This is a genomic window from Streptosporangium sp. NPDC000239 (assembly GCF_040300765.1).
Taxonomy (GTDB): domain Bacteria; phylum Actinomycetota; class Actinomycetes; order Streptosporangiales; family Streptosporangiaceae; genus Streptosporangium.
The window spans coordinates 269,942-294,810 of the sequence record NZ_JBEPEI010000001.1; the positions used below are offsets into that span (position 1 = coordinate 269,942).

Sequence of the window (24,869 nt, forward strand, 5' to 3'; positions counted from 1 at the left end):
TGCTAATCGCATGGGCTGTCGTTGTTGAAGTTTTGCACACTTACCTTAGCTGGGCGGATCTTTGTTCGCTGACGATGTGCCATCACCGATTGACAACGGCGCGGGGAGTGGGGAAGGGGCTTCACGGGACGGCAGGGGGATAGGGTGCCCGCATGGTGAGTGAAGCCGACTGCCTGTTCTGCAGGATCGTGGCCGGGGAGATTCCCGCGGACGTCGTCCACGAGACCGAGCGGACCCTGGCCTTCAGAGACGTCAACCCCCAGGCGCCGACCCATGTCCTGGTGGTTCCCAAGGACCACTACCAGGACGCGGCGGCGCTGGCCGCGGCCGACCACGGGCTCGCCGACGAGGTGCTCAGGACGGCGCACACGGTGGCCGAGCAGGAGGGGGTCGCGGAGCCCGGATACCGCATCGTGTTCAACACCGGTCCCGGGGCGGGACAGACCGTTTTCCACGTACACGGGCACGTGCTCGGCGGACGCGGCCTGACCTGGCCGCCCGGGTGAAAACGGGAAAGCGCGATCGGGTCGAACACGGATACGATGGCGGGGAAGTCTGAACCCGATATCTGGAGGCGAACAGGCCGAAAGGCCCGCCTATGTCCGAGACAAACGATTCCAGCAGAACGTCCCAGCCCAAGGCCAAGGGCCCCAGTAGGACCCAGGCAAAGGTGGTGATTCCGGACGACCATTCGATGGTGAGCCTGCTGGGCTCGCGTGACGAGCTGCTGCGGGTCGTCGAGGGCGCCTTCCGCGCCGACATCCACGTCCGGGGCAACGAGATCACCATCACCGGCAGCCCCGAGGAGAGCAGCGTCGTGGTGCGCCTGTTCGAGGAGCTGGCCGAACTCGTCCGAGGGGGCGCGGAACTCACACCCGACGCGGTCGAGCGCAGCATCGCGATGCTGCGCATGAGCTCGGACCGCCCGGCGGAGGTGCTCTCCCTCGACATCATCTCCTCGCGGGGCCGGACGATCCGTCCCAAGACGGTGAACCAGAAGCGCTACGTCGACGCGATCGACCGGCACACCATCGTCTTCGGCATCGGCCCCGCCGGCACCGGCAAGACCTACCTGGCGATGGCCAAGGCGGTCAGGGCGCTGCAGGAGAAGAAGGTCAACCGGATCATCCTCACCCGTCCGGCGGTCGAGGCGGGCGAACGGCTCGGCTTCCTGCCCGGCACGCTCTACGAGAAGATCGACCCCTACCTGCGCCCGCTCTACGACGCGCTGCACGACATGGTCGACCCCGACTCGATCCCCCGGCTGATGGCCGCGGGCACGATCGAGGTCGCCCCGCTGGCCTACATGCGCGGCCGTACGCTCAACGACGCCTTCATCATCCTCGACGAGGCGCAGAACACCTCGCCCGAGCAGATGAAGATGTTCCTGACGCGTCTGGGGTTCAACTCGAAGATCGTCGTCACGGGTGACGTCACCCAGGTCGACCTGCCCGGCGGCACGCAGAGCGGCCTGAAGGTGGTCCAGGAGATCCTCGACGGCATCCCCGACATCCACTTCAGCCGTCTGACCAGCTCCGACGTCGTACGGCACAGGCTGGTCAGCGACATCGTCGACGCCTACGGGCGTTACGACGAGCTGCGACGTGACGAGCCGCAGCCGATCAAGGGCGTGGTGAAGCGTCCCAGGGGAAGAACGGTGAGCGACCGATGAGCATCGAGGTCAACAACGAGTCCGGTGTCGAGATCGACGAGGGGCTCATCGTCTCGCTGGCCGGGCACGTGCTGGAGCGGATGGACATCAACCCGCTCGCCGAGCTGTCCATCCTCGTCGTGGACGAGGAGGCCATGTCGGTGCTGCACGAGCAGTGGATGGGCGAGCCCGGGCCGACGGACGTGCTCGCCTTCCCGATGGACGAGCTGCGTCCCGGTCCCGGCAGCGGCGCCCGCCAGGAGGGCGACGCCCCGGCCGACCCGGCGCTCCTGGGCGATGTGGTGCTGTGCCCGCAGGTGGCGGCCAAGCAGGCCGCCGAGGCGGGGCACAGCACGGAGGCCGAGCTTGAGCTGCTGTGCACGCACGGCATCCTCCACCTGCTCGGCTACGACCACGCCGAGCCCGAGGAGCACAAGGAGATGTTCGGCCTGCAGGGCGAGCTTCTCGAATCGTGGCGGAAGGTGCGCCCCCAGCGGTGAACTTCGCCAACGGGTGGTTGCTCTCGGCCGTCGTCCTCGTCGTGGTCGGCGGCCTGATCGCCAGTGCGGAGACGGCTCTCACCCGCATCTCGCGGGTGCGGGCCGAGGAGTTCGTGCGTGAGGGCCGCCGGGGCGCGAAGCGCCTGCAGGCGATCGTCGCCGACCCGCCGCGCTACCTCAACCTGCTGCTCCTGCTGCGCCTGAGCTGCGAACTGGTCGCCACGGTGATCGCCACGCTGCTCTTCATCGATCTGCTCGGCGACGAGGGCGGGGCGTACGCCGCCGCGGCGGCCGTCATGATCGTGATCAGCTACGTGATCGTCGGGGTCTCCCCGCGCACCCTCGGCCGTCAGCACGCCGAACCGATCGCCCTGGCCAGCGCCCCTCTCGTGTACGGCCTGACCAGGATCTTCGGTCCCCTGCCCAAGCTGCTCATCCTGATCGGCAACGCCGTGACGCCCGGCAAGGGCTTCAGGGAGGGGCCGTTCACCTCAGAGGCCGAGCTGCGCGACCTGGTCGACCTGGCCGAGGAGCGCAGGGTCATCGAGCCGGACGAGCGGGAGATGATCCACTCGGTCTTCGAGCTCGGCGACACCCTGGTGCGCGAGGTCATGGTGCCCCGTACCGACATGGTCTTCATCGAGCGCGCCAAGACCCTGAACCAGGCGCTTTCGCTCGCCCTGCGCAGCGGTTTCTCCCGCATCCCCGTCGTCGGGGAGAACGAGGACGACGTCATCGGGATCGCCTACCTCAAGGACGTCGTGCGCCGCCTGCAGGAGACCGGGGAGCAGAGCCGCTCGGAGCAGATCGACACGATCATGCGCCAGGCCTCCTACGTGCCGGAGAGCAAGCCGATCGACGAGCTCCTGCGCGAGATGCAGGCCCGCCAGATCCACCAGGCCATCGTCATCGACGAGTACGGCGGGACGGCCGGTCTGGTCACCATCGAGGACATCCTGGAGGAGATCGTCGGCGAGATAACCGACGAGTACGACCAGGAGGCGCCCAGGATCGAGTCACTGGACGACGGCTCCGTGCGGGTGACCGCCCGGCTGCCCGTGGGTGACCTGGCCGACCTGTTCGACGTCGAACTTGAGGTGGACGACGTCGAGACCGTGGGCGGCCTGCTGGCGCACGCCCTCGGCCGGGTGCCGATCGCGGGCTCGGAGGCCGTGGTCGAGGGGCTCAGCCTGACGGCCGAGAGCCTCGCGGGCCGTCGCAACCGGATCGGCACGGTCCTCGTCCGGCGGGTCGCCCCCGCCGAGCCCGACTCCGTGGAGGCCTCGGCGGGACACGACTGACCCCGCGGAAAGCGGCTTTCAAGCGGGCCGCAAGCGTCCTGCAACCGGGGCCGGGCACTGTGTTCTCACGGCGCCGCTCACGCGGAGCCGATGGGGGCCGGCACCGTGAGGGGTTCGCGGGGCCGGGACGAAAAACACGGGGGAAAGGCACGAGAGGCTCCGGCAGACAGTCTCTCGTCGCTCGCTGAAGGGTGTTCTCAACCGCATGGGGTGGTTGAGGGCACCCTTAGGCGTTTCTTGGCGATTGCCGCTTTTGGTGACAGGGAAGAAAGCGGATCGGCGGGGACAAGACATCTCGCATGTGACATCGGGGGATGAGTCATGACGCGGGGGATTCAGGTTGTTATTGCGGTCACTATCTGCGGAGCGCTGGCCGTGGGGGCGGCCGCGTGCGGTGGCGGGGCGGCGCGGGACGCCTCAGCGGGGGGCGACTCCCGGGCCGAGCTCACAAGGCTGCGGGGACTGCTGCGGGAAGGAGCGTCGCACCTTCCCGACGGCTTCTCCGCCAGGCCACGCGACGGGTGGGTGCCACCGTTCAGGGCGGTCAACCAGGACTGCAGACTCCTGCTCGACGCGGCAGCAGGCGCAGGAGCCGGTCCCGGCGGGGCACGGGTGGCCGCGACCTACCCGGGCGACAGGCTGGGCGAGCTGGCGGGGGTCAGCATGGCCTCCTACGCCGGGCAGGGCGCCGGACTGCGCTTCGCGGAGCTGACCCGGGCACTGGACGGCTGCCGGGTGGCCAGGAACTCCCTGGCGGGCAGAGGAACCGTGCTCCGGGTCTCCCGGTTGCGGCTGGGCGACACCGGGGCCGAGGTCCAGGCCAGGCGGCTGCGGGGCAGGCTCAACGGCTACCCCTACGAGATGCACGTCGTCTTCGCCCTCACGGGAAACACCCTGGTCTCCCTGGTGCACACCGGCGTCGCGGGCGTCGACGCGGGCCGTACCGGGCAGCTCACCCGGTCGCTCGTCGGCGGCGCGGCCTCGTGAACGGTCCCGCCGGGCGCGCGGGCCGGTCGTGCCTCGCCTCCCGGGGCTGAATACCCTTGTGCCGTGAGTGACACGACCCTCGACCCAGAGGACAACAAGATCATCGTGCTGGCCCGCTCCATCCGCGCCCGTAACGGCGCGGCCGAGGGGGCGGCCGTACGCGACGAGACGGGACGGACCTACTCGGCGACCAACGTGGCGCTGCCGTCACTGCGGTTGTCGGCGCTCCAGGTGGCCGTGGCGATGGCCGTCTCCAGCGGGGCCGAGGCCCTGGAGGCGGCGGCTCTGGTCACGGCGGCGGACGCCCCGGCGGAGGCGGACGTGCTCGTGGTCCGCGATCTGGGCGGGGAACGGCTCCTGGTCGCCGGTCCCGACGGAACGTTGCGTCAGAGCTGACCGTTCCATCGGGGACAATGGTTGGCGTGAGTTCCTCAGCTGCTGATTTCCGTGCCGGTTTCGCCTGCTTCGTCGGCAGGCCCAATGTCGGCAAATCCACGCTGATGAACGCGTTGGTCGGCACGAAGGTGGCGATCACCTCCTCCAAGCCGCAGACCACTCGCAGGGCCATCAGGGGCATCGTGCACCGGCCCGACGCCCAGCTCGTCATCGTGGACACCCCCGGCCTGCACCGGCCCAGGACGCTGCTGGGCGAGCGGCTGGACAGCCTGGTGCTGTCCACCCTCACCGAGGTCGACGTGATCGGCTTCTGTGTGCCCGCCAACGAGCCCGTCGGCAAGGGAGACCGGTTCATCGCCGAGAAGCTCGCCGCCGTCAGGAAGACCCCGGTCGTCGCCGTGGTGACCAAGTGCGACCTGGCCACCCGCGAGCAGATCGCCGCCCAGCTGCTCGCGGTCTCCCAGCTCGCCGAGTTCGCGGAGATCGTCCCGGTCTCCGCGGCGTCGGGCGAGCAGCTGGACGTGGTCGCGGACGTGCTGATCGACCGGCTTCCCGAGAGCCCGCCGCTGTACGAGGGGGGGCAGCTCACCGACGAGCCGGAGCAGGTGCTCGTGGGCGAGCTGATCCGGGAGGCCGCGCTTGAGGGGGTCAGGGACGAGCTGCCGCACTCGATCGCGGTCGTCGTCGACGAGATGCTGCCCCGTGAGGGCCGTGACGACCTGCTCGACATCTACGCGCACATGTTCGTCGAGCGCCCGTCGCAGAAGGCCATCGTGATCGGCCACAAGGGGACGCGCCTGAAGGAGGTCGGCAGCCGGGCCCGTAAGCAGATCGAGGCGTTGCTCGGCAGCCGGGTCTACCTCGACCTGCGCATCAGCGTCGCCAAGGACTGGCAGCGCGACCCCAAACAGCTGCGCCGTCTCGGCTTCTACGACTGAGCGTCTTCTTCACGGTCCGGAGTACGGCCGGTTTTCCCGGCCCGCGGGCCTCTCCCGGGTTTCGCCGTGCGCCGGACGCCGTCGGAAACGCCTGCGGGCGAAAGGGCGGCCGGGAGAGCCAAAAAGGGTTTTCCACGGCCGATGACCTGGTCTTGTGGTGTTTTTTCGGGACCACTGATTCGGCGATCCTGACCGGCCGGCGGGCCTTCCTGAAACCGGGGGGCATTGCCGGAGGTTTTCGCCGGTGTTTTCCCGGTACTCCGTTCGATCTCGTCTTGGTGAAGGCCCTCCTGAATCCGGGAACCCCGGCGTAGCCTTCGGGGTAAAGAGGAGGTCAAGGGCGCAGTGACCGAGAAACCCGCGCGGGGGCAGGAGCCACCCGAGCCCGAGCCCGAGCTCGATCGGCCCGAGCCGGAACGGCCGGCGGAGCCCGAACCGCCCGGGACGCCCGAGCCGTTCGAGGAACCGCCCCCCGCCACGGAGCGCTACGTTCCCCAGCCCGTCCCGCCGGAGCTCGGCGGCTCGACGGGCAGAGGGCGCAGGGTGCGGCGCTTCCGGCTGACCGCCTGGATCGCGCTGGTCCTGGCGGCCGTCGTGGTCGGCGCCTCGGTCCTGTGGGTCAACGGACCGCCGACGGAGGCCGAGCTGCGGGAGAAGGCGGGCCTGTTCGGCAAGGAGACCCTGCGGATCGGCGTCAAGGACGACACCCCGGGCATCGCGCTGCAGGACAGGAGCGGCGCACGCGTCTTCAGGGGCTTCGACATCGACATCGCGTACATGATCGCCGCGGATTTGGGCTATCCGAAGGACAGGGTCGCCTTCATGGCCATCGAGACCGAGGACAGGGCCCGTATGCAGGCCCGTGACAAGGACGGCCTGTTCGTCAGGGTCGACCTCGTGGTCGCCACCTTCAGCGTGACGCCCGAGCGGCAGAGGGACCCCTCAGTCGGCTTCTCCACCCCCTACCTCTACACCGAGCAGTCCGTGGTGACCAGGTCCGACTACGAGGGGAAGGTCACCTCGCTGGGGCAGTTGAGGGGCAAGAAGGTCTGCACGCTCGGCACCTCGACCTCGGAGGTCGAACTGGAGCGGGCGACCAGGGCGGACGTCACCGCGAAGAACCGGATCAGCGACTGCATCGAGGGACTGAAGAACGGGGAGTACGACGCGGTGACGACCGACGCGGCCATCCTGGCGGGGTTCGTCAAGGAGTCGGCCGGAGAGCTGGTCCACCACGACATCGCGCTGGAGAAGACCGAGATGTGGGCGGTCAACGCGGGCCCGAACGCCGCGCTGCGCGACCTGGTCAACCTCGCCCTCTACCGGTCCTACGCCGACCCGCAGAACCACGGCTGGGAGGACGCCTACAAGGACAACATCGAACCGATGCTCGCCGCCAGCCGCGACGTCAACGTGGCCCAGTCCGAGCAGCCGTGTGTACTTCCCCCGCCGATCCGCAGGTGGCCGTGGGAGCGGGGCCTGGCCGCGGCCCAGGAGTGTCTCTCCCGGTGAAACGCCCCCGGCGAGTCATGGCCACGCCGAGGAACCAGGAATGGCTGCTCGCGCTGCTGCCGGTCTTCCCCGTCGTCCTGCTGGTGCTGCGGCTGTGGTATGCCAGCAGGCAGGACACCCAGACGCTGCTCCTCCTCGTGCAGAGCATCAGTCCACTGGGCATGCTGACCGCCGTCCTGCTCACGAGCGTGTGGGTGCTGCCCGCGCTCATCCTGGGCGGCAGGGTGCTGGGCACCCTCTACTGGATCAGCGCGCGCCGTTCCTCGTGGCTGGTGCGCACCGCGCAGCGGCTTCCCAGCTGGGTGGTCGTCCTGGCCGTCGTGGTCGGCCTGTTCTCCTGGCAGCTGCGCTTCCTGCCGACGCTGGTGATGCTGGCACTGGCCGCGGCGGGTCTCACGGTCCGCGACCGGTTCCCGCACCACGAGGGGTTGCGCACCGCCTTCTGCTACGCGCTGCCGCTGATGATCGCGCTGCTGTCCTACGTGGTGCTGTGGCCTGCGATCGTCACGGCCTTCACCATCCACGACGTGCCGACCGCGATCCTGCTGACGCTTCCGCCGGGGGTCTCGGTGCTGCTCACCGGGCCCGTCCCCCTGATCGCCGCGCGGACGCTCACCCACGGCATCGCCATCGCCATCGCGGTCTTCGCGCCGTTCCTGATCGGGGTGGTCGTGATGCGGGCGCCGATCCTGCCGCTGACCGCGCTGCAGATCGAGGAGGAGGGCAAGCCCCGGGTGCTCGTCGGCTACCTGGTCGCGGGCGACGACCGGATGTTCACCGTCCTCGGGCGGGAGGGCGCCGTGAGCTTCGTCCGCAACGACGAGCTCAAGTCCAGGGTGCTGTGCCCCGATCCGGGCGAGGTGCCCAGGACCCAGGTCAACCTGTACGGCTGGTACGTGGAGCAGAACATGGCCTCCTGGATCGCCCCGTCCCGGCCCATGCTCCCCGTCGACTCCCGCTGCCAGGGAAGGCCACTCGGCTGAGGACCCTTGGGCCGGTCCGCGCTACTGGCGGTACTCCTCGACCTCCCGCACCGGGCGCGGGGCCGCCGAGTCGGGGTCCTCGCCGAACTCCCTGTGCGCCCTGCGCTGCCTGAGCAGGTCCCACGCCTGGTCGAGGGCCTCCTCAAGCTCCCTGATCCGGTTGTTCTCCTCGTGTGAGGAGATGCCGCCGGAGGCCAGCCGCCGCCGCAGGCCGTGTTCCTCCGCGATCAGCTCGTGGATGTGGGCGAGGATGTCGTCGTCCTTCATGGTCGATCCCCCTGTCGTCGACAGCAGCGCCACGGTAACGCCACTGTAACCCGCGACCCTCCGCGAGCCTCCCGCCGGGCGCCGCCCAGGGGACGGGCACGGCACACGCGCCGCTCACACCCCACACGTCCCGCGATGTGAGACCGCGTCTCAGGTATTCGCAACCGTCTGCTAACGTGCTAGGCATGCTGCGCGGGCTGCTTCTTAGCTGCCGCGACGAGGGCCTGTAACAGGCCGGCTCCCTCGTCGCGGAGCGAGCCATGCGTGTCGGCCGTGATCGTCTTTCCAGCCGAGGAGCCTCATGTATCCGCAGCAGCAGCCCAGTTCCATGCCCTTCGCGCGCTATCAGCCCTTCGACGCCGTACGACTGGACGACCGCACCTGGCCGGGGAAGGTCATCGAGCGCGCCCCCCAGTGGTGCGCCGTGGACCTGCGTGACGGCAACCAGGCGCTGATCGACCCGATGGACTCCCACCGCAAGCTCAAGATGTTCGAGCTGCTGGTGGGAATGGGCTACAAGGAGATCGAGGTCGGCTTCCCCTCCGCCTCGCAGACCGACTTCGACTTCGTCCGGCAGATCATCGAAGAGGGCCGGATCCCCGACGACGTGGTGATCCAGGTCCTCACCCAGGCCAGGGCCGAGCTGATCGAGCGGACCTTCGAGTCGCTGCGCGGCGCCAAGCAGGCCATCGTCCACCTGTACAACTCGACCTCGACGCTGCAGCGCAGGGTCGTCTTCGGCCAGGACAGGGAGGGCATCACCGCGATCGCGGTCGAGGGCGCCAAGCTGTGCAAGAAGCTCGCCGCCGAGCTGGAGGGCACCGAGATCTACTTCCAGTACTCGCCCGAGTCCTTCACCGGGACCGAGCTGGAGTACGCCGTCGAGGTCTGCAACGCCGTCAACGACGTCTGGCAGCCGACCCCGGAGCGCAAGGTCATCGTCAACCTGCCCGCGACGGTGGAGATGGCCACGCCGAACGTCTACGCCGACCAGATCGAGTGGATGCACCGCAACCTGGCCTACCGCGACTCGATCGTGCTGTCGCTGCACCCGCACAACGACCGGGGCACCGCCGTGGCCGCCGCCGAGCTGGGCTACATGGCCGGGGCCGACCGCATCGAGGGCTGCCTGTTCGGCAACGGCGAGCGCACCGGCAACGTGTGCCTGGTCACGCTGGGCATGAACCTGTTCTCGCAGGGCGTCGACCCGCAGATCGACTTCTCCGACATCGACGAGGTCCGCCGGGTCACCGAGTACTGCAACCAGCTGCCTGTCCACCCGCGCCACCCCTGGGGCGGCGAGCTGGTCTACACCGCCTTCTCCGGCTCCCACCAGGACGCCATCAAGAAGGGCCTGGAGCACATGGAGCGCGACGCCGCCGCCGCGGGCGTGCCGGTGGACGACTTCACCTGGGCGGTGCCGTACCTGCCGATCGACCCCAAGGACATCGGCCGGACCTACGAGGCGGTCATCCGGGTCAACAGCCAGTCGGGCAAGGGCGGGGTCGCCTACATCATGAAGGCCGACCACCATCTGGACCTGCCGCGCCGCCTGCAGATCGAGTTCTCCCGCGTCGTGCAGGGCCGTACCGACGAGATGGGGGGAGAGGTGAGCCCGGCCCAGATGTGGGAGGTCTTCACCGACGAGTACCTCCCCAACCCGGCCAGCCCGTGGGGGCGCCTGGGCCTGCTGGCCCACCGTACGGTCTCCAGGGGGGACGACAAGGACGCCATCGGTGCCGACCTGCGCGTCGACGGTGAGATCCGTGAGGTCGAGGGCGTCGGCAACGGCCCCATCTCGGCCTTCTGCGACGCCCTGAGCGGGATCGGAGTCCAGGTCCGTGTCCTGGACTACGCCGAGCACGCGATGAGCGCGGGAACCGACGCCAAGGCGGCCTCCTACATCGAGTGTGAGGTCGATGGACAGGCCCTGTGGGGTGTCGGCATCGACGCCAACACCACGACCGCGTCCCTGAAGGCCATCATCTCCGCGGTCAACCGCGCCGGTCGTTAGGACCTGTCCCGGGGTTTCCCGTTCGAAGAAGGACGCCCGCCCGGCGTGATCCGCCGGGCGGCGCACCCGGGAGGCCGCCGATCGGGCGGTCGCGCCCCCGTTGTTCCCGGTGTCCTCAACCTGGCCGCGTCCACGGCGAGATCCGCCCGTGGCGCGGCCGAGTCATGTCCGGTCCGCCTCCTCGCAGGCCCCGGATTCCGGCTTCCGTTCACAGTCCCTGTCGCAGCCCCTGTCGGCGGGCAGCCGTTCGAGCTCCTGCTCCGCCCACAGCGCCCAGTCCCGCTGCATGGCACTGAAACGCATCCCCCATTCGAGCGCGAGCCTGCCGTACACCGACAGGCCGTCGTCCATCGCGCTGATCATCTCCCGCAGGGGGGCCAGTTTGCCGATTCGCTCCTCGCCGAGTTCCGCCTGCCGTCGCAGGTAGGCGCCGGCCTGTTCGTGGGAGACCTCGCCGAGGAAGAAGACACGCAGGAGCATCTCGCTGCGCCTGGCCAGGGGGCCGGGGTCGGTCTCCGTCAGCCAGCGCCGCAGCTCGGCGCGCCCCGCCTCGGTGACGGCGTACTCCTTGCGGCCCCGCGGGCCTTCCGAGGTCACCTCGACCAGGCCTGTGCTCGCCAGACGGCCGAGCTCGGCGTAGACCTGGCTCTGCGTGGCGGGCCACACGTTGGCGAGGGAGATGTCGAAGGTCTTCAGCAGGTCGTAGCCGCTCGCGGGTCCCTGGCTCAGCAGGCCGAGCAGTGCGTGTCGGAGGCTCATGCCTCGATCCTACATTCCTGTGTTGACATGTCATTACAGGAAGTTCTACCTTTGACCTGTCTGCATAGGAATGTCGAGCGCGAAGAGAGCGAGTCATGGTCCGCAGTTTTCTTGGGTTCCTCCCGTGGATCGTCTACGCCGTGATCGCCACCGGTGACGAGTGGCGTTGGGGGGCCCTGGCCGGGCTGGTGATCGCACTCGGGCTCATCGTCGTGGACCGCCGTTCCGGCAAGGACTGGGACCAGATGGTGATCGAGACCAGTGCCGCGATCTTCTTCGTCCTGAGCGCGGCCGTCTCCTTCGCCGGTCCCTCCTCCTCGCTCATCCCGTACGGCCCGGCCCTCGTCAACGCCTGGCTGGCGCTCACCGCCTGGGGGTCGCTGGCCATCCGCAAGCCCTTCACCCTCGGCATCGCCAGGAGCATGGCCCCTGAGGAGATCTGGCGGACTCCCCAGTTCTACCGGGTCAACGCGGTCATCACCGCGGTGTGGGGTGCCGCCTTCGTCGTTGCCGCGGTGCTGCTGGCCGTACTGCTGAGCGTCGCTCCGCACGCCACCACCGCCGTCATCGCCGTCAAGATCGTCACCTTCGTGGTGCCCATGGTCTTCACCGCCCGTTATCCCAAGATCGCCGCGGCCCGGTTCCGGGGCCAGGCGGCCTGACCGTCCTCGCGATTCCCACCGAGTCATCTGGAGCAGAACGTGACCACCACTCCCGGGATCTCCGGAACCCCCGCCTACCTCAGCGGTGACCTCGCCCCGGTCCCCGACGAGATCGGCGCCTTCGACCTGCCGGTCACCGGCACCCTGCCTCCCGAGCTGACGGGCCGTTACCTCCGCAACGGGCCCAACCCGCTGCCCGGCCAGGACTCGGGGCACTGGTTCGCCGGGGCGGGCATGATCCACGGTGTCAGGCTGCGCGACGGCCGCGCGGAGTGGTACCGCAACCGCTGGGTCCGTACCCGCTCCTTCACCGAGGGCGCCAGGCTCCTCGGCCCGGACGGCCTCGACAGGACCGCCGTCAGCGCCAACACCTCGGTCATCCGGCACGCGGACAGGATCCTCGCGCTGGTCGAGAGCGGCTTCCCGTACGAGATGACGCCCGAGCTCGACACGGTCGGGCCGTGCGACTTCGGCGGGAGGCTGACCACGGGGATGACCGCCCACCCCAAGCTGGACCCGGTGACCGGTGAGCTGCACTTCTTCGGGTACGGCTTCATGCCGCCCTACCTGACCTACCACCGCCTGTCGGCGGCCGGGGAACTGGTGGAGAGCCGTGAGGTCGAGGTGCCCGGGCCGACGATGATCCACGACTTCGCGATCACCGAGAACCATGTGATCTGGCTCGACCTGCCGGTCGTCTTCGACATGGAACTGATCGGGAAGAGCCTGCCGTTCCAGTGGAGCGACTCCTACGGGGCCAGGATCGGCGTGATGGACCGCGCGGGGAAGGTGACGTGGTTCGATGTCGACCCGTGCTACGTCTTCCACGTGGGCAACGCCCGTGAGGACGCCTCGGGGCGGGTGGTGCTCGACGCGATCCGCTACACGCGTGAGTCCTTCGTCTCCATCTGGGGCAGGATCGGTGGCGCCGCCAATCCCGCGGCCGAGACCGGGGGAGCGGTGCTGCACCGCTGGGTGCTCGACCCGGCGACCGGCGGGGTGACCGAGGAACAGCGCGACGACCGCGCGGTGGAGTTCCCCACGTTCAACGAGGACCTGCTGGGCCGTGACAGCCGCCTGCTGTACACCGTCTCCGACGACGCGGTCGTGAAGTACGACACCGAGACCGGTGCGACCCTGGTCAGGGACACCGAGGGGCGCCCCGGTGAGGCGATCTTCGTGCCCGCGGCGGACACGGCGGCCGAGGACGGCGGCTGGCTGATGTCGATCGTCACCGACCACTCGGGGGAGGGCTCCCGGCTGCTCGTCCTGGACGCGGCGGATCTGGAGTTCGTCGCCTCGGTCCGGCTTCCCCGCCGCGTCCCGGCGGGTTTCCACGGCTCCTGGCTGCCGGACCTGTAAGCCGGACGGCGTTTCCAAGGTTGACCCGGGAAGGGGCCTGCGGGGGCGGGTCCCTTCCCGCTTTGCGGGTGAAGCGCTGTTTACCGCCGAGGGCTATGAGGACCTCGCAGAACCGGGAATTTGGCGGGCCCCATGGTATTGCGTAGGAAAGTTTCCTATCCAATACTTCGTCTAGATGCTCTGTCGTCGACGCGAGTCCCGCTATCGGTGGCGGACCGTTGAGGTCAAATGGTCCTGCGGGAATATCGGCACAGCTGGGAACGAAAAGCCGAAGGCCTTTTCCCTATGGAGACAGTCATGCCTGGACGTGTTCTCACTTTGCTTTCCGGTGCCGTGCTGGCCGCCTCGGCGGTGCTCACGGTCGCCGCCCCCGCACAGGCCGCCGTCGTCGAGCGCGGCGAGAGTCCGATCACCACGGGTGAGTACTGCATCGCCCGGATCGACTCCCGCTCCGTCGTCGGTCTCTACGAACGCGGCTCCCTCAACTGCTACGGCTACGTCGGGGGGCGGTTCGCCTACCTGGGGACGGGAAACGCCTACGACGCCTGCCGGTCGAGCAACCCGGGCCGGGTGATCGTCGGTGTCAAGGAAGGCCTGCCGTCCCACTACCTGATCTGCCTGGTCGAGGTCTGAAGTCTTTCCGGCGGTCCTTCGGGATCAGCGGAGAACGGGAAACACCAGCCATTTCCTTTCTGATTGGAGACAGCTATGTCCCGACGTGTTCTCACTTTGCTCTCCGGTGCCGTGCTGGCCGCCTCGGCGGCGTTGTCGGTGGCCGCCCCCGCGCAGGCCGCCGTCGTCGAGCAGGGGCAGGGGCCCATGAACACCGGTGAGTACTGCGCCGCGAAGGTCAGCTACGGCTCAGAACTGGGTTTCTACGAGTACGGCTCCATCAGGTGTTACTCCACCGACAGGAATGGGCGGCTCGTCTACAAGGGGTCGGGTGACCCGGTCGCCGCCTGCCGGTACAGCCACCCCACCAAGGTGGTCGTCGGGGCCAAGGAGGGTCTGCCCGGTCACTACCTGATCTGCCTGATCCAGGAGTGACATGGTTGTGAGGGCCGCCCGGACGCCTGTCCGGGCGGCCCTCACAGGCGGGGGTGCGCGCCCCCGCCCGTCGTGACCGCTAGCAGCTCAGCTTGTCACCCGGGTCGACCCCGAGGATCGCGGCGAAGCGCTTGTAGGCGTCGATGCGGCTCTGCACCTGCCTGGGGTTGCCGCCGTCGCACTCCAGGCGGCCGTTGATGCTGCGGATCGTCTCACCGAACCCGGCGCCGTTGACCATGGCGTTGTGCGGGGTCATCGTGCCGGGGCCGTTCTGGGTCATCCAGTACCAGATGCCGGTCATCCAGGCGACGGAGGCCTCGGTCTGCACCAGGTTGGGGTTGTTGAGCAGGTCGATGCCCAGGGCGTCGCCGGCGGCCTTGTAGTTGAAGTTCCAGCTCAGCTGGATCGGGCCCCGGCCGTAGTAGGAGGAGATGCCCGCGGGGCAGCCGAAGGGCTGGTCGGTGTCGCAGTAGTGGGGGTAGTTGGCGGTGTTCACCTCGACGATGTGGACCAGGCCGCCGGTCTCGTGGTTGATGTTGGCCAGGAAGGCCGCGGCCTCCTGCTTCTTGACCGTGTCACCGCCGGTGCCCGCGAATGCGGGGTAGGCGCTCAGTGCCGTGACCAGGCCGTTGTAGGTGTAGAAGGGGTTGCGCTTGGGGAACATCTCGTTGAACTGCGCCTCGGTGACGACGAAGTTGCCCTCGCTCGCCTCACAGGCGCCCTGGTCGGTCCAGATGCCCGACGGGCCGCCGGGGGTGTTGCCGCGCGTCCACCACTTCGCCCGCCAGTTGTGGCCCTGGTAGGAGGCGGTCAGGCCACCGGCGTAGCCCTTGGCGGAATCCCAATCACTCGCGCAGATGGGCGCGGCGGAGGCGGTGGAGGCCGAGGCGGGGGAGGCCAGGGGAACGGCGGCCAGCACGCCGGCGACCGCCATTGAGAAAAGGGATGACGTGAGGCGGTTTCTCGGCATTCTTTCACTTCCTTGCATGACGGAAAAAACGAGCACGAAACGACAAGAGACCGGCCCCGGGGTGGACGGTGACACCGCGGACGGGCTCCACAGGAGGTCGCCGTCGCGGGATTGACGACAATTAACAGGAATTTGAATTCTTGCGTCAATAGGTAGGACGCAAAGTTCCGCATAGTGCGCACCCGCCGCCCTCCCCGGGGGTCGCGCGGGCCGTACCGCGGGGTCGGGAGGAGGGGCGTGCCCCCTCTACGCCGAGTTGACCGGGGCGGTTGGTGGCCGATTCGGGATTCGGGGTAGCTGACCATAGGAGGGGCCGGAGGAGCCGGGGGAGGAGTGAGCCGTGGAGTACGAGGAGTTCATCGGCACCCTGAGGCGGTACGCCGGTCTGGGCGAGGACGAGGCCGAACGCGCGGTGCGCGCGACACTCGGGACGCTGGGTGAGCGGCTCTCGGTCGGCGAGGGGCTGCTCGGGCGGTTACCGGAGCGGGTGCGCGCGTGGATGCGCACCGGCAGGGCTCCCGAGCCCTTCGACGTGGACGAGTTCCTGCGCCGGGTCGCCGAGCGTGAGGGGGTCGACGTCGAGGTGGCGGCGCGGCACGCGCGGGAGGTCTTCTGGCTGCTCGGCGAGGTGACCGCGCCCGGGGCGATCGACGGCGTGGCCGCCTGCCTGCCGGAGGACTTCGACTCCCTGGTGGCCGAGGCCCGGCGGCGCGGCGTCCGGGTGATGCCCGCGGAGGAGTTCCTCGCCAGGGTCGCGAGCCGCGCCGGGCTTGAGGCCGCCGACGCCCACCGCGCGACCGAGGCGGTGCTGGAGACGCTCGCCGAGTGCGTCGCCGAGGGCAGGGCGGAGAACCTGATCGGCGAACTGGCCGTGCCGCTGCACGAGCCGCTCAAGCGGGGGGCGGCGGAGGGACGCGCGGAGAGCGTGCGGATGCCGCTTGAGGACTTCGTGCTGCGGGTGGCCGAGCGGCAGCGGGCGGACGGTCAGGACGTGCGGGGGCACGCCAGGGCCGTCTTCACCACGCTGCGCGAGGCCACCACGGAGCGGGGCTTCCTCGACGTCATGGCGGGCCTGCCCGACGAGTATCGGACACTGCTCACCGGCCGGTGACTCAGACGGGCAGTCCGAGCAGGGCCGCGTGGCAGCGCATGGTGTGTTCGAAGGCCGTCGCGGGGTCCAGGACCGCGTTGTTGAACTGGCCGAAGATCTCGAAGCTGACCCAGCCGAACAGCCCGGTCCAGGCGAGCAGGGCGCGGGAGATGACGTCGTCGGGGACCTCGGGGATGACGTCCCGCACCCGGCCCGCGTCGTCGCCGAAGGACGCGGGCGGGGCGGGAAGGCCGCCCGGCGGGTTCAGGACCCCGGCGCCGTGGGCGTCGGAGACGATCCGCCCGTAGACCACGGTGTCGCGGATCGCCGCGGCGACGGTGTCGACCGGCGCCTTGTAGCCGGGCACCGGCGAGCCGTACAGCAGCGCGTACTCGTGCGGGTGGGCCAGCGCCCAGTCCCGTACGGCGTGGCAGACCGCCAGCCACCGGCCGGTGTGGTCCTCGCGCGGGACGGCGGCGTCCGCCCGCTCCACGGCCTCTCCGAGGGCGTTGTAGCCGTCGATGATCAGAGCCGTGAGCAGGTCGTCCCGGGACGGGAAGTAGCGGTAGATCGCGGAGGAGACCATGCCCATCTCCCGGGCGACGGCGCGTAGTGACAGGCCCGTCGCCCCATCCGTGGCCAGCTGGCCTCGTGCGATGTCGGTGATCTCCCTGGTCAGTTCGGCGCGGACACGTTCGCGCGCCGTGCGGCTTGAGCTCATGTCCGGACCATATCAGAGCGATGCAAGAAAAAGAGAGCACTGCTCTTGACTGGCGTGACCGATCTGAGAGAGCATTGCTCTCGAAACGGAATGGCAATCTGCAAGGAGTCCCCCGATGCTGTCCCTGGCCAAGAACGTCAACCTCCTCGTCATGTTCCTGCTTGAACTGGGCGTTCTCGGTTCGACCGCCTACTGGGGCTTCACCGTGGGGTCGAACTGGCCGCTGCGGCTGCTGCTCGGACTCGGCGCGCCCGCCCTGTTCATCGCGGTCTGGGCGGTCTTCGGCGCCGCCAACGGCGCGATGATCCCGCTCACCGGGTTCGCCAGGGTGGCCCTTGAGGTCCTGTGGTTCGGCGGCGGCGCCGCGGCGCTGGTCATGGCGGGCCGCGTGGCCCCCGGCGTCGTCTTCGCCGCCGTCTACGTCGTCAACGCCGTGCTGCGGCTGGTGTGGAACCAGTGACCGCGCACAACGAGGGAAAGGGAACGGACATGGGCAAGCACGTCGTCGCGGGAGCCGGACAGGTCGGCTCGCAGGTCGCCGGACTCCTGGCCGGGCAGGGACACGAGGTCGTCCTCGTCAGCCGCTCGGGATCGGGCCCCGACCTGCCGGGCGTCACCCGGGTCGCCGCCGACGCGGCCGACGGGAGGCGGATGACCGGCCTGGCCAGGGGCGCCGACGCCCTCTACAACTGCGTCAACCCGCCCTACCACCGCTGGGCGCAGGATTGGCCGCCGCTGGCGGAGTCGCTGCTCTGCGCGGCACGGGAGAGCGGGGCGGGATACGTCATCCTCGGCAACCTCTACGTCTACGCCGCTCCCGGACGGCCCATGCGGGAGGACGACCCGCTCACCCCGCCCAGCGCCAAGGGGGAGATCAGGGCGCGGATGTGGCGGCAGGCGCTGGAGGCCCACCGGGCGGGCCAGGTCCGGGTGACCGAGGTGCGGGGGTCGGACTACTTCGGACCCGGCTGCCTCGACCAGTCACATCTGGGGGAACGGCTGGTGCCCCGGCTGCTCGGCGGGAAGACGGTGCGTATGATCGGCGACCCCGACCAGCCGCACAGCTGGACCTACGTGCCCGACGTGGCCGCCGCCCTGGTGACGGCCGCCACCGACGACCGCTCCTGGGGCCGCGCCTGGCACGTCCCGACGACGGAGCCGATCACGGCGCGCCAGGTCGCCGAGCGGATGTGCGAGATCGCGGGCGTCAGGAACCCCGGCGTCAGGTCAATGCCCCACTGGATGATCCGCGCAGGAGGGCTCGTGTCCCCCATGCTCGCCGAGCTTGAGGAACTGCGTTACCAGTTTGTCCGGCCCTTCGTCATGGACTCGGCCGACTTCCAGACGACCTTCGGCGTGACGCCGACCCCGATGGACGAGGCGCTGGCCGCGACGATCGCCTGGTGGCGCGACCGGCCGGCCAGGGCGGCGTGAGCCGTACGCTCTGAGCATGAAGATCGCCATGATCGGCCTCGGGGACATCGCGCGCAAGGCCTACCTGCCGGTGCTGACCGCGCTCCCCGGCCTCGACCTGCACCTGTGCACCCGTGACCGCGCCACCCTCGACCGCCTCGGCGACGCCCACCGGATCGGAGGCCGCCTCACCTCGGTCGGCGAGGTGATCGACGCCGGGGTCGAGGCGGCCTTCGTGCACGCGGCGACCGAGGCCCACGTGGAGATCGCCGAACCGCTGATCGAGGCCGGGGTGCACGTCTACCTGGACAAGCCGATCGCCTACACGCTGGCCGAGTCCGAGCGCCTGGTACGGCTCGCGCGCGACCGGGGGGTTTCGCTCTTCGTGGGGTTCAACCGCCGCTGGGCGCCGCCGTACACGGACCTGCTCGGCCTGCCCCGCCAGCTGGTCGTGATGCAGAAGAACCGGGCCGACCTCGCCGAGGACCCCCGGGTGGTCGTCCTCGACGACTTCATCCACGTCGTGGACACCCTCAGGTTCCTGGTGCCCGGACGGGTCGACCACACCGGGATCAGGACCAGGGTCAGGGACGGCCTGCTCGAACACGTGACGCTCGAACTGTCCGGAGACGGCTTCACGGCCTTCGGGATCATGAGCAGGGTGAGCGGCGCCGCCGAGGAGACGGTCGAGGTGATGGGCGGGGGAGTCAAGCGGCGGGTGGTCAACCTCGCCGACGTGATCGACCACGCCGGCGCGGAGACCCTGACCCGGCGCGGAGACTGGACCCCCGTCTCCCGCCAGCGTGGCATCGAACGTTCCTGCCTGGAGTTCCTCGGCGCGGTCCGCGCCGGCACGCCGGTGGACGCGCGGGACGCCCTGGCCACCCACGCCCTGTGCGAGGAGATCGTGACCGCCTGCGTGGGGTGAGTCGTCCCCTGGGTGTGTCGATGCCGGTTTTCTGGCCGAAGGTGGGAGACGATGCCATGGGCGGTGAGAAGCCGTCTCATCCTGTCTGTGGCGGTTGCCGGGCATCCATGATCCCCCCGTGCGGAAACCGGCCGTGACGTCACGGATTTCCAGCGAGGGGGAGAAGTGACTGAGCGGAGTGCTCGATCGGGCGCCGCGCTGACCGCGGTGTTCCTGGCGGTGATGTTGCTCGGCGGCTGCGGCACCGGCGCGCCCTCGGCCATGGCGCCTCCGGCGAGTAAGGCTCCGGCGGCCGGGGCGCCGGCGGGCGGGCAGGCCAACGGGCCGGTCGGCGCGCAGGGGGCGGGGGTCGCGCCGTCGCCGACGGTCTCCGGCGACAACTCACCCTGCCCGACGACGGGCAACACCAAGCGGTTCGCCAAGACGCGCTTCGCCCTGCACGCCGGGCTCGCGCTGGGCGCCTTCCACCGCTACATCTACAAGCCGCTGCGGGCGGGCGGGTTCAAGGAGGGCGCGGACAAGCGCAAGCGCACCTTCGTCAAGGCCGCCATAGCCGGGCTGTTCGCCCTCCACGAGCTCAAGGTGGCCAAGAGGTTCGCCGAGGCCAACCCGGCGCTGTGCCACGCGGTGCAGAGCGTGACCAACAGCTTCGCCGCCCTGACCAGCAAACTGAAGGGCGGGACGGCGACCGAGAAGGACCTCGACGCCAGCAAGGACGTCTTCGGCGAACTGCAGCGGCAGGCCACCGGCAGCGGCTTCGGCTTCAAGGAGAAGAACGTCACGGTCCCGGGCGCGGGCTGAGCCGGGGCGGAACGACGACGGGGCCGGTCCTCTCAGATCCGAGAGGACCGGCCCCGTGGCGTTCTCCGGTCTTTTCCGGCCTTTTCCGGGAGGCCCCGCGCCCCGTACCCCGGCGGTACGCGGCGCGGGACGTCTCTTCCCCGCAGGCCCGCGCCGTCAGCGCTGGGCGAGGTACCGCCGGCCCAGGTCGCGCAGACGCTCGTGGGCCGACTCGTAGACGCCGCCCCCGCCGAGGTAGGCCTTGGGGAGCTTGGCGACCATCGTGTAGTTGCTGTCGCAGACGTTGCCGACCGGAGCCTCGCCGATCTGGCTGACCAGCTGGTAGGCGTCCAGCGTCTCCAGGCCGGTGACCTCCGAGGTCCAGGTGACCAGGTCGTGCTGACTGATCCGGTAGGCGTCCTCAAGCGGACGGGCCGAACCGGTCGACATCAGGCTGTGGTCGTCCTCCAGGCGCGGCCACGGGGTGGTGACGCCCTTGATCAGCTCGACCGCGACCACGGTGTTCATCGCCGACTCGATGGCCGTGCCGCACACCTCGCCGTGGCCCTGGCGGGCGTGCCCGTCGCCGACGGCGAACAGGCCGCCCGGCACGTTGACGCCGAGGTAGACGGTCACCCCGGCACGCAGCTCCGGGGTGTCCATGTTGCCGCCGTGGGCGTCCGGGGTGATGGTCATCCGGGCCTCGGACGCGCCGGGCGCGACGCCGACCGTGCCGTGCATCGGGTCGAGCGGCAGGTCCACGGTGAAGTCGCTGTTGCGGGCGTGGTAACGCGCCACACCCGCGGCCACGTCGATGTCGTAACGCCAGACGACCTCGTCGAGCGGCGGGGTCAGCATGGCGGTGGTGTGCGTGCCGGTCAGCGCCCCGAAGTGCGGGAACGTCGCCGACACGGCCCAGTCCCTGGCGGGCTCGATGGAGACGAAGTGCAGCGCCAGCGTGTCTCCGGGCTCGGCGCCCTCGACGTGGAAGGGGCCGGTCACCGGGTTCAGGTAGGGGAACTCGCAGACCTGCGAGGGCAGGTCGTCGACGGAGCGGACCCGGCCGCCGAAGCAGTCCTCGGTGTAGAGCTCGAGGATCGTGCCGGGCTTGACCGTGCCGACGGCGGGCCTGCCGCCGAAGGTGTAGCTGAGTTCCTCGGGGGAGGGACGGTAGGAGACGACGTTCACCGCACACCCGCCTGGCTGAGGCGCGTCACCGAACCGGGGAGGGCACAGGTGGAACCCTCCTCCACCTCAAGAAAGATCTCGTGCATCTACTGTCCTTGTGTGAATCGGAAGGGGGCGTGACGCGGGGGGTGTGCGGCGACGTCGCGGGGGACCTACTTCAGGGGGGCGTCGTGCGACTCGCCGAGGGCGGCCAGCAGGGGGCGGCGGCCGTAGGCGAAGAAGGTGGCGAGCACCAGCAGGCCGATGGCGAGCCAGACGATGCCCACGACCTGCGCGGCGATGCTGGCGTTGATCACCACGTAGACCAGGATGCCGAAGCCGATCAGCGGGGCGAGCAGGTGCCGCCACAGGTCACGGCTGCGCTTCTTGAAGAAGTAGTGCACGATCACCGACAGGTGCAGCGCCAGGAAGGCGGTCATCGCGCCGAAGTTCACCAGGCCGCTGATCAGGGCGACGCCGTCCTCGCGGTTGGCCAGGAAGATGCCGACCGCCAGGGAGACCAGAGCCACCAGGATGGTGGCGTTGACCGGCACCTTGGTCTTGGGGTGGATCTTGGAGAGGAAGGCGGGCAGCTGGCGGTCACGGGCCATGGCGTACAGCAGACGCGAGGTGGCGGCCTGGGCGACCAGGGAGTTGGCGAAGCCCCAGGCGATGGCGGTGGAGATCGCGGTCAGGATGCTCAGCCAGTGGCCACCGGCGAACTCGGCCATGTCGTAGAAGGCGGTGCCGTTGGGGTCGCCACCGCTCAGCAGCTGGCTGCGGTTGGGGGTGAGCAGCGCGCCGATCCAGGTCTGCACGATGAACAGGGCACCGGCCAGGCCCAGGGCGGCGATCATCGAGCGGCCGATCTTGGCGCTGTCGACCTTGCTCTCCTCGGCCAGCATGGAGATACCGTCGAAACCGAGGAAGGAGAGCACCGCGACGGAGACCGCACCGAAGGCCAGCGGCCAGGAGAAGGTGTCGGGGTTGAACAACGGAGTCAACGCGCCGGTCTGCGCCTTGCCCTGAAGGAGCGCGAACAGACCGATGATGATGAAGATCGCGAGCACGACGAGCTCGGCGATCAGCATGTACCTCGTGATCCGCGCGGTCATCTGGATGCCGGTGTAGTTGACGACCGTGTTGAGGACGACGAACACCAGCAGCCAGGCCCATACCGGCAGCGGTACGAACGACGCCATCGCCAGGCTGGCGATGAGGTACAGCAGCGCGGGCACCAGCACGTAGTCGAGCAGCATCGCCCAGCCGGCGATGAATCCGACGGGACCGACGATTCCCCGGCCCGCGTAGGTGTAGACCGAACCGGCCATCGGGAAGGCCTTGGCCATCTGCGCGTAGGAGAACGCGGTGAAGGCCATGGCGACCATACCGATGATGTACGCGAGTGCGACCATGCCACCGGACGCCTGGAAGACGCTTCCGAAGATCCCGAAGGGCGCGATCGGGACCATGAAGATCAGTCCGTAGATCAGCAGGTCATTGAAGCTCAGCGTCCTTCGGAGCTCCTGCCGGTAACCGAACTGTTCCAGGGAGGGGTCAGTAGTCATGGAACTACTCCTAAAAGAGATGTTGCAAGCGTCACTTTAGGACGAATCCTTGAAAAGGAAAAGTTTGCAGAGGCAACTTTTTATCGAACGATGTCGAAATCGAGACCGTCCGCTCTGCCGATGTGGGCGCCACGCCGTACCCCGTGGTCCTGGAGGGTCAGGCGTCCCCGCGCGGTGACGATCGAGGTGCCGTCGGCGACCTCGTCAAGCGCGGGCACGTGGAGGGTTCCCGCGCGTCTCGCGAGTGCCGCGAGCATCAGCACCGCCTCATAGCAGCCCTGGCCGTGCCCGTTGAGCAACGGCGCATTTGATCCGAAACGGCGAGTGTAACGCTCTCCCAGACTCAAGCTGTCATCGGTGACGAGACTGGAGAAATACCCCATAGCGCCGTATAGCTCGCCGGTGTCGTCGCCGCCGATGCCGAGCAGGCCGTGCTCCTCCAGCGCCCCGCAGAGACGGGGGAAGCCGAGGCCTGCCGCGGTGAAGGCGCGGTTGAAGTCGACCAGGTCACTGCCGATCAGACTGAGAAGCACGGCATCCGGCCTGCTGGCCACCAGGTGGTCCAGAATCCTGCTCAGGTCGGGCTTGCCGTACGGGACGTAGCGTTCGCCGACCACCGACGCCCCGCGCGAGGCGAGGTAGCGCCGGGTGGCCCCGTGAACCAGGCGCGGCCAGATGTAGTCGTTGCCCAGCAGGAACCACCGCTTGGCCCGCCGCAGCTCGATCAGCCAGTCGAGCCCCGGCTTGAGCTGCCGTTCCGGTGTCTCCCCGAGGAAGTAGACGCCGGGGGAGTGGCCGCCTCCCTCGTAGGGAGGGGCGTAGACGAACGGCAGGCGCCCGGCGAGCGCCCGCACGATCGAGATCCGGACGTCACTGCCACAGGTGCCGACGACCGCGTCGATCACCTTGCCGCGCGCCAGTTCCCCGACCTCGGCGGCCACCTCCTCCGCGGGTCTCCCTCCGTCGATGAGGACCAGCTCGACCGGTCTGCCGAGAATGCCGCCTGTGAGGTTCACCTCGTCGGAGGCGAGGACGGCGCAGTTGATCGCGCATGGACCTACAAGCCCGAGGACCCCGGAGATGGGGACCACGAGCCCGACACGTAGGGCGACCCCTTGGAGGAGCTGAGCTTCCAGGGGTTCGATCACGGGTGTGATGGCTTCTGCCACATTGCAGAGTATCCTCCTGAAAGGACGGGTATGGGAGGCCCGTTACTCACCCGGGATACAGACGGGAGCTTCACATGGTGACGACCGGGCTGGGATCCTCGCTGGCCTACCTGCTCAGCCGAGCTGAGCGTAGTGTCAACCGGGGTCTCGCCGCCGCGCTCACCGCTGAGGACGTCAGCGTCGAGCAGTGGCGCATACTTCGTGCCCTCGCCGACGATTGCGGTCACTCGATGGGGGATCTGGCCGAGACGGTTCTGATGCCGCATCCGACGCTCACCAAGGCGATCGACCGGCTCATCGACCGCGCGTTCGTCTATCGCGGTCACGACCCCGCCGACCGCCGCAGGGTCGCGGTGTTCCTCGCCGACCGTGGTGCCGAGCTGCTCAACCGCGTCGAGGGATCGGTCGCGGAGCACCACAGGGAGATCGAGGCCGCCTACGGCACCGAACGCACCGAACAACTCATGAGCGAGCTCGAACGACTGGTCAGGGCCCTGAACGAGGCCCCCGCGGAGCGGCCGTCGGACCGGCTCGCCGAGCGGCCTGCGGGCAGGCTCGCCGAGCGAGACGGCACCGCCGTTCCCGCGCTGCGCTCCTGAGCGTTCCCCCGCCGCCCCGAGGGCGGCGGGAGGTCTCACGGCCCGGCCCCTAGGGGGACCGGGCCTTCGCCCTGCCTCGGGGCGG

The 24,869-nt window shown here is 69.3% G+C and carries 27 protein-coding genes; 20 read left to right on the forward strand and 7 right to left on the reverse strand.

The annotated features are described in order from the left end of the window. Positions 1 to 155 precede the first annotated feature (155 nt). From ABT340_RS01145 to ABT340_RS01185, 9 genes are all read left to right on the forward strand, one after another. Positions 156 to 506 carry a histidine triad nucleotide-binding protein gene (locus ABT340_RS01145; RefSeq protein ID WP_352009441.1) on the forward strand — a complete coding sequence of 117 codons (351 nt, stop codon included), beginning with the start codon at positions 156 to 158 and terminating at the stop codon, positions 504 to 506. A 92-nt stretch (positions 507 to 598) separates the two neighbouring features. After that, the gene (locus ABT340_RS01150) at positions 599 to 1,672 is read left to right on the forward strand and encodes a PhoH family protein (protein WP_352008603.1); all 1,074 of its coding nucleotides are present in this window, start codon (positions 599 to 601) and stop codon (positions 1,670 to 1,672) included. Continuing rightward, a complete protein-coding gene (gene ybeY, locus ABT340_RS01155; RefSeq protein WP_352008604.1) occupies positions 1,669 to 2,151 on the forward strand; it encodes an rRNA maturation RNase YbeY in 483 nt (160 codons plus the stop codon). The genes ABT340_RS01150 and ybeY overlap by 4 nt, the downstream gene beginning before the upstream one ends. Beyond that, positions 2,148 to 3,452, forward strand: a complete 1,305-nt coding sequence (locus ABT340_RS01160; RefSeq protein ID WP_352008605.1) for a hemolysin family protein — start codon at positions 2,148 to 2,150, stop codon at positions 3,450 to 3,452. Before ybeY ends, ABT340_RS01160 begins: the two co-directional genes overlap by 4 nt. A 321-nt stretch (positions 3,453 to 3,773) precedes the next feature. After that, positions 3,774 to 4,439, forward strand: coding sequence for a hypothetical protein (locus tag ABT340_RS01165; RefSeq protein WP_352008606.1), 666 nt, complete (start codon positions 3,774 to 3,776; stop codon positions 4,437 to 4,439). Between the two features lie 63 nt (positions 4,440 to 4,502). Next, the gene (locus ABT340_RS01170; RefSeq protein ID WP_352008607.1) at positions 4,503 to 4,835 is read left to right on the forward strand and encodes a cytidine deaminase-like protein; all 333 of its coding nucleotides are present in this window, start codon (positions 4,503 to 4,505) and stop codon (positions 4,833 to 4,835) included. A 17-nt stretch (positions 4,836 to 4,852) separates the two neighbouring features. After that, positions 4,853 to 5,773: a GTPase Era gene (era, locus tag ABT340_RS01175; RefSeq protein WP_352008608.1), complete on the forward strand. Its 921-nt coding sequence runs from the start codon at positions 4,853 to 4,855 to the stop codon at positions 5,771 to 5,773. Positions 5,774 to 6,118: 345 nt separating this feature from the next. After that, positions 6,119 to 7,285 (forward strand): transporter substrate-binding domain-containing protein, encoded by a 1,167-nt coding sequence (locus ABT340_RS01180; RefSeq protein WP_352008609.1) that lies wholly within the window; start codon positions 6,119 to 6,121, stop codon positions 7,283 to 7,285. Then, positions 7,282 to 8,268 (forward strand): hypothetical protein, encoded by a 987-nt coding sequence (locus tag ABT340_RS01185; RefSeq protein ID WP_352008610.1) that lies wholly within the window; start codon positions 7,282 to 7,284, stop codon positions 8,266 to 8,268. Before ABT340_RS01180 ends, ABT340_RS01185 begins: the two co-directional genes overlap by 4 nt. Positions 8,269 to 8,289: 21 nt before the next feature. Here the strand turns inward: ABT340_RS01185 and ABT340_RS01190 are convergent, their stop codons facing one another. After that, positions 8,290 to 8,535, reverse strand: coding sequence for a DUF2630 family protein (locus ABT340_RS01190; protein ID WP_352008611.1), 246 nt, complete (start codon positions 8,533 to 8,535; stop codon positions 8,290 to 8,292). A 301-nt stretch (positions 8,536 to 8,836) separates the two neighbouring features. Between ABT340_RS01190 and leuA the strand changes: the two genes are divergently transcribed. Beyond that, positions 8,837 to 10,549: a 2-isopropylmalate synthase gene (gene leuA / locus ABT340_RS01195; protein ID WP_352008612.1), complete on the forward strand. Its 1,713-nt coding sequence runs from the start codon at positions 8,837 to 8,839 to the stop codon at positions 10,547 to 10,549. Positions 10,550 to 10,711: 162 nt separating this feature from the next. Here leuA and ABT340_RS01200 read toward each other — a convergent pair whose 3' ends face one another. After that, positions 10,712 to 11,308, reverse strand: a complete 597-nt coding sequence (locus ABT340_RS01200) for a PadR family transcriptional regulator (protein WP_352008613.1) — start codon at positions 11,306 to 11,308, stop codon at positions 10,712 to 10,714. Positions 11,309 to 11,403: 95 nt separating this feature from the next. On the opposite strand from ABT340_RS01200, the gene ABT340_RS01205 reads away from it, so the two are divergent. The 4 genes from ABT340_RS01205 to ABT340_RS01220 all read left to right on the forward strand — a co-directional run bounded on the left by ABT340_RS01205 (position 11,404) and on the right by ABT340_RS01220 (position 14,379). Further along, a complete protein-coding gene (locus tag ABT340_RS01205; RefSeq protein ID WP_352008614.1) occupies positions 11,404 to 11,970 on the forward strand; it encodes a hypothetical protein in 567 nt (188 codons plus the stop codon). Between the two features lie 39 nt (positions 11,971 to 12,009). Then, positions 12,010 to 13,332 carry a carotenoid oxygenase family protein gene (locus ABT340_RS01210; RefSeq protein ID WP_352008615.1) on the forward strand — a complete coding sequence of 441 codons (1,323 nt, stop codon included), beginning with the start codon at positions 12,010 to 12,012 and terminating at the stop codon, positions 13,330 to 13,332. Between the two features lie 297 nt (positions 13,333 to 13,629). After that, positions 13,630 to 13,965, forward strand: coding sequence for a hypothetical protein (locus ABT340_RS01215; RefSeq protein ID WP_352008616.1), 336 nt, complete (start codon positions 13,630 to 13,632; stop codon positions 13,963 to 13,965). Between the two features lie 75 nt (positions 13,966 to 14,040). Then, positions 14,041 to 14,379, forward strand: a complete 339-nt coding sequence (locus ABT340_RS01220) for a hypothetical protein (protein ID WP_352008617.1) — start codon at positions 14,041 to 14,043, stop codon at positions 14,377 to 14,379. A gap of 79 nt (positions 14,380 to 14,458) precedes the next feature. Here the strand turns inward: ABT340_RS01220 and ABT340_RS01225 are convergent, their stop codons facing one another. Further along, positions 14,459 to 15,313, reverse strand: coding sequence for a glycoside hydrolase family 19 protein (locus ABT340_RS01225; protein ID WP_352008618.1), 855 nt, complete (start codon positions 15,311 to 15,313; stop codon positions 14,459 to 14,461). 376 nt (positions 15,314 to 15,689) lie between these two features. On the opposite strand from ABT340_RS01225, the gene ABT340_RS01230 reads away from it, so the two are divergent. Continuing rightward, positions 15,690 to 16,460, forward strand: coding sequence for a DUF2267 domain-containing protein (locus ABT340_RS01230; RefSeq protein ID WP_352008619.1), 771 nt, complete (start codon positions 15,690 to 15,692; stop codon positions 16,458 to 16,460). A 1-nt stretch (position 16,461) separates the two neighbouring features. Here the strand turns inward: ABT340_RS01230 and ABT340_RS01235 are convergent, their stop codons facing one another. After that, the gene (locus ABT340_RS01235; protein WP_352008620.1) at positions 16,462 to 17,160 is read right to left on the reverse strand and encodes a TetR/AcrR family transcriptional regulator; all 699 of its coding nucleotides are present in this window, start codon (positions 17,158 to 17,160) and stop codon (positions 16,462 to 16,464) included. Between the two features lie 115 nt (positions 17,161 to 17,275). On the opposite strand from ABT340_RS01235, the gene ABT340_RS01240 reads away from it, so the two are divergent. The 4 genes from ABT340_RS01240 to ABT340_RS01255 all read left to right on the forward strand — a co-directional run bounded on the left by ABT340_RS01240 (position 17,276) and on the right by ABT340_RS01255 (position 20,302). Next, positions 17,276 to 17,620 (forward strand): YrdB family protein, encoded by a 345-nt coding sequence (locus ABT340_RS01240; RefSeq protein ID WP_352008621.1) that lies wholly within the window; start codon positions 17,276 to 17,278, stop codon positions 17,618 to 17,620. A gap of 29 nt (positions 17,621 to 17,649) precedes the next feature. After that, the gene (locus ABT340_RS01245; protein ID WP_352008622.1) at positions 17,650 to 18,594 is read left to right on the forward strand and encodes an NAD-dependent epimerase/dehydratase family protein; all 945 of its coding nucleotides are present in this window, start codon (positions 17,650 to 17,652) and stop codon (positions 18,592 to 18,594) included. A 16-nt stretch (positions 18,595 to 18,610) separates the two neighbouring features. Further along, the gene (locus tag ABT340_RS01250) at positions 18,611 to 19,501 is read left to right on the forward strand and encodes a Gfo/Idh/MocA family protein (RefSeq protein ID WP_352008623.1); all 891 of its coding nucleotides are present in this window, start codon (positions 18,611 to 18,613) and stop codon (positions 19,499 to 19,501) included. A 165-nt stretch (positions 19,502 to 19,666) separates the two neighbouring features. Further along, entirely contained in the window at positions 19,667 to 20,302 is a 636-nt protein-coding gene (locus tag ABT340_RS01255) for a hypothetical protein (RefSeq protein WP_352008624.1), read from the forward strand. 156 nt (positions 20,303 to 20,458) lie between these two features. On the opposite strand, the gene ABT340_RS01260 is transcribed toward ABT340_RS01255, so the two are convergent. From ABT340_RS01260 to ABT340_RS01270, 3 genes are all read right to left on the reverse strand, one after another. Beyond that, positions 20,459 to 21,469 carry an acetamidase/formamidase family protein gene (locus tag ABT340_RS01260; protein ID WP_352008625.1) on the reverse strand — a complete coding sequence of 337 codons (1,011 nt, stop codon included), beginning with the start codon at positions 21,467 to 21,469 and terminating at the stop codon, positions 20,459 to 20,461. Between the two features lie 152 nt (positions 21,470 to 21,621). Then, complete coding sequence (locus ABT340_RS01265) at positions 21,622 to 23,016, reverse strand: APC family permease (protein ID WP_352008626.1); 1,395 nt, start codon at positions 23,014 to 23,016, stop codon at positions 21,622 to 21,624. Positions 23,017 to 23,096: 80 nt separating this feature from the next. Beyond that, complete coding sequence (locus ABT340_RS01270; protein ID WP_352008627.1) at positions 23,097 to 24,185, reverse strand: substrate-binding domain-containing protein; 1,089 nt, start codon at positions 24,183 to 24,185, stop codon at positions 23,097 to 23,099. Between the two features lie 74 nt (positions 24,186 to 24,259). On the opposite strand from ABT340_RS01270, the gene ABT340_RS01275 reads away from it, so the two are divergent. Further along, complete coding sequence (locus ABT340_RS01275; protein WP_352008628.1) at positions 24,260 to 24,784, forward strand: MarR family winged helix-turn-helix transcriptional regulator; 525 nt, start codon at positions 24,260 to 24,262, stop codon at positions 24,782 to 24,784. Positions 24,785 to 24,869: the final 85 nt, after the last annotated feature.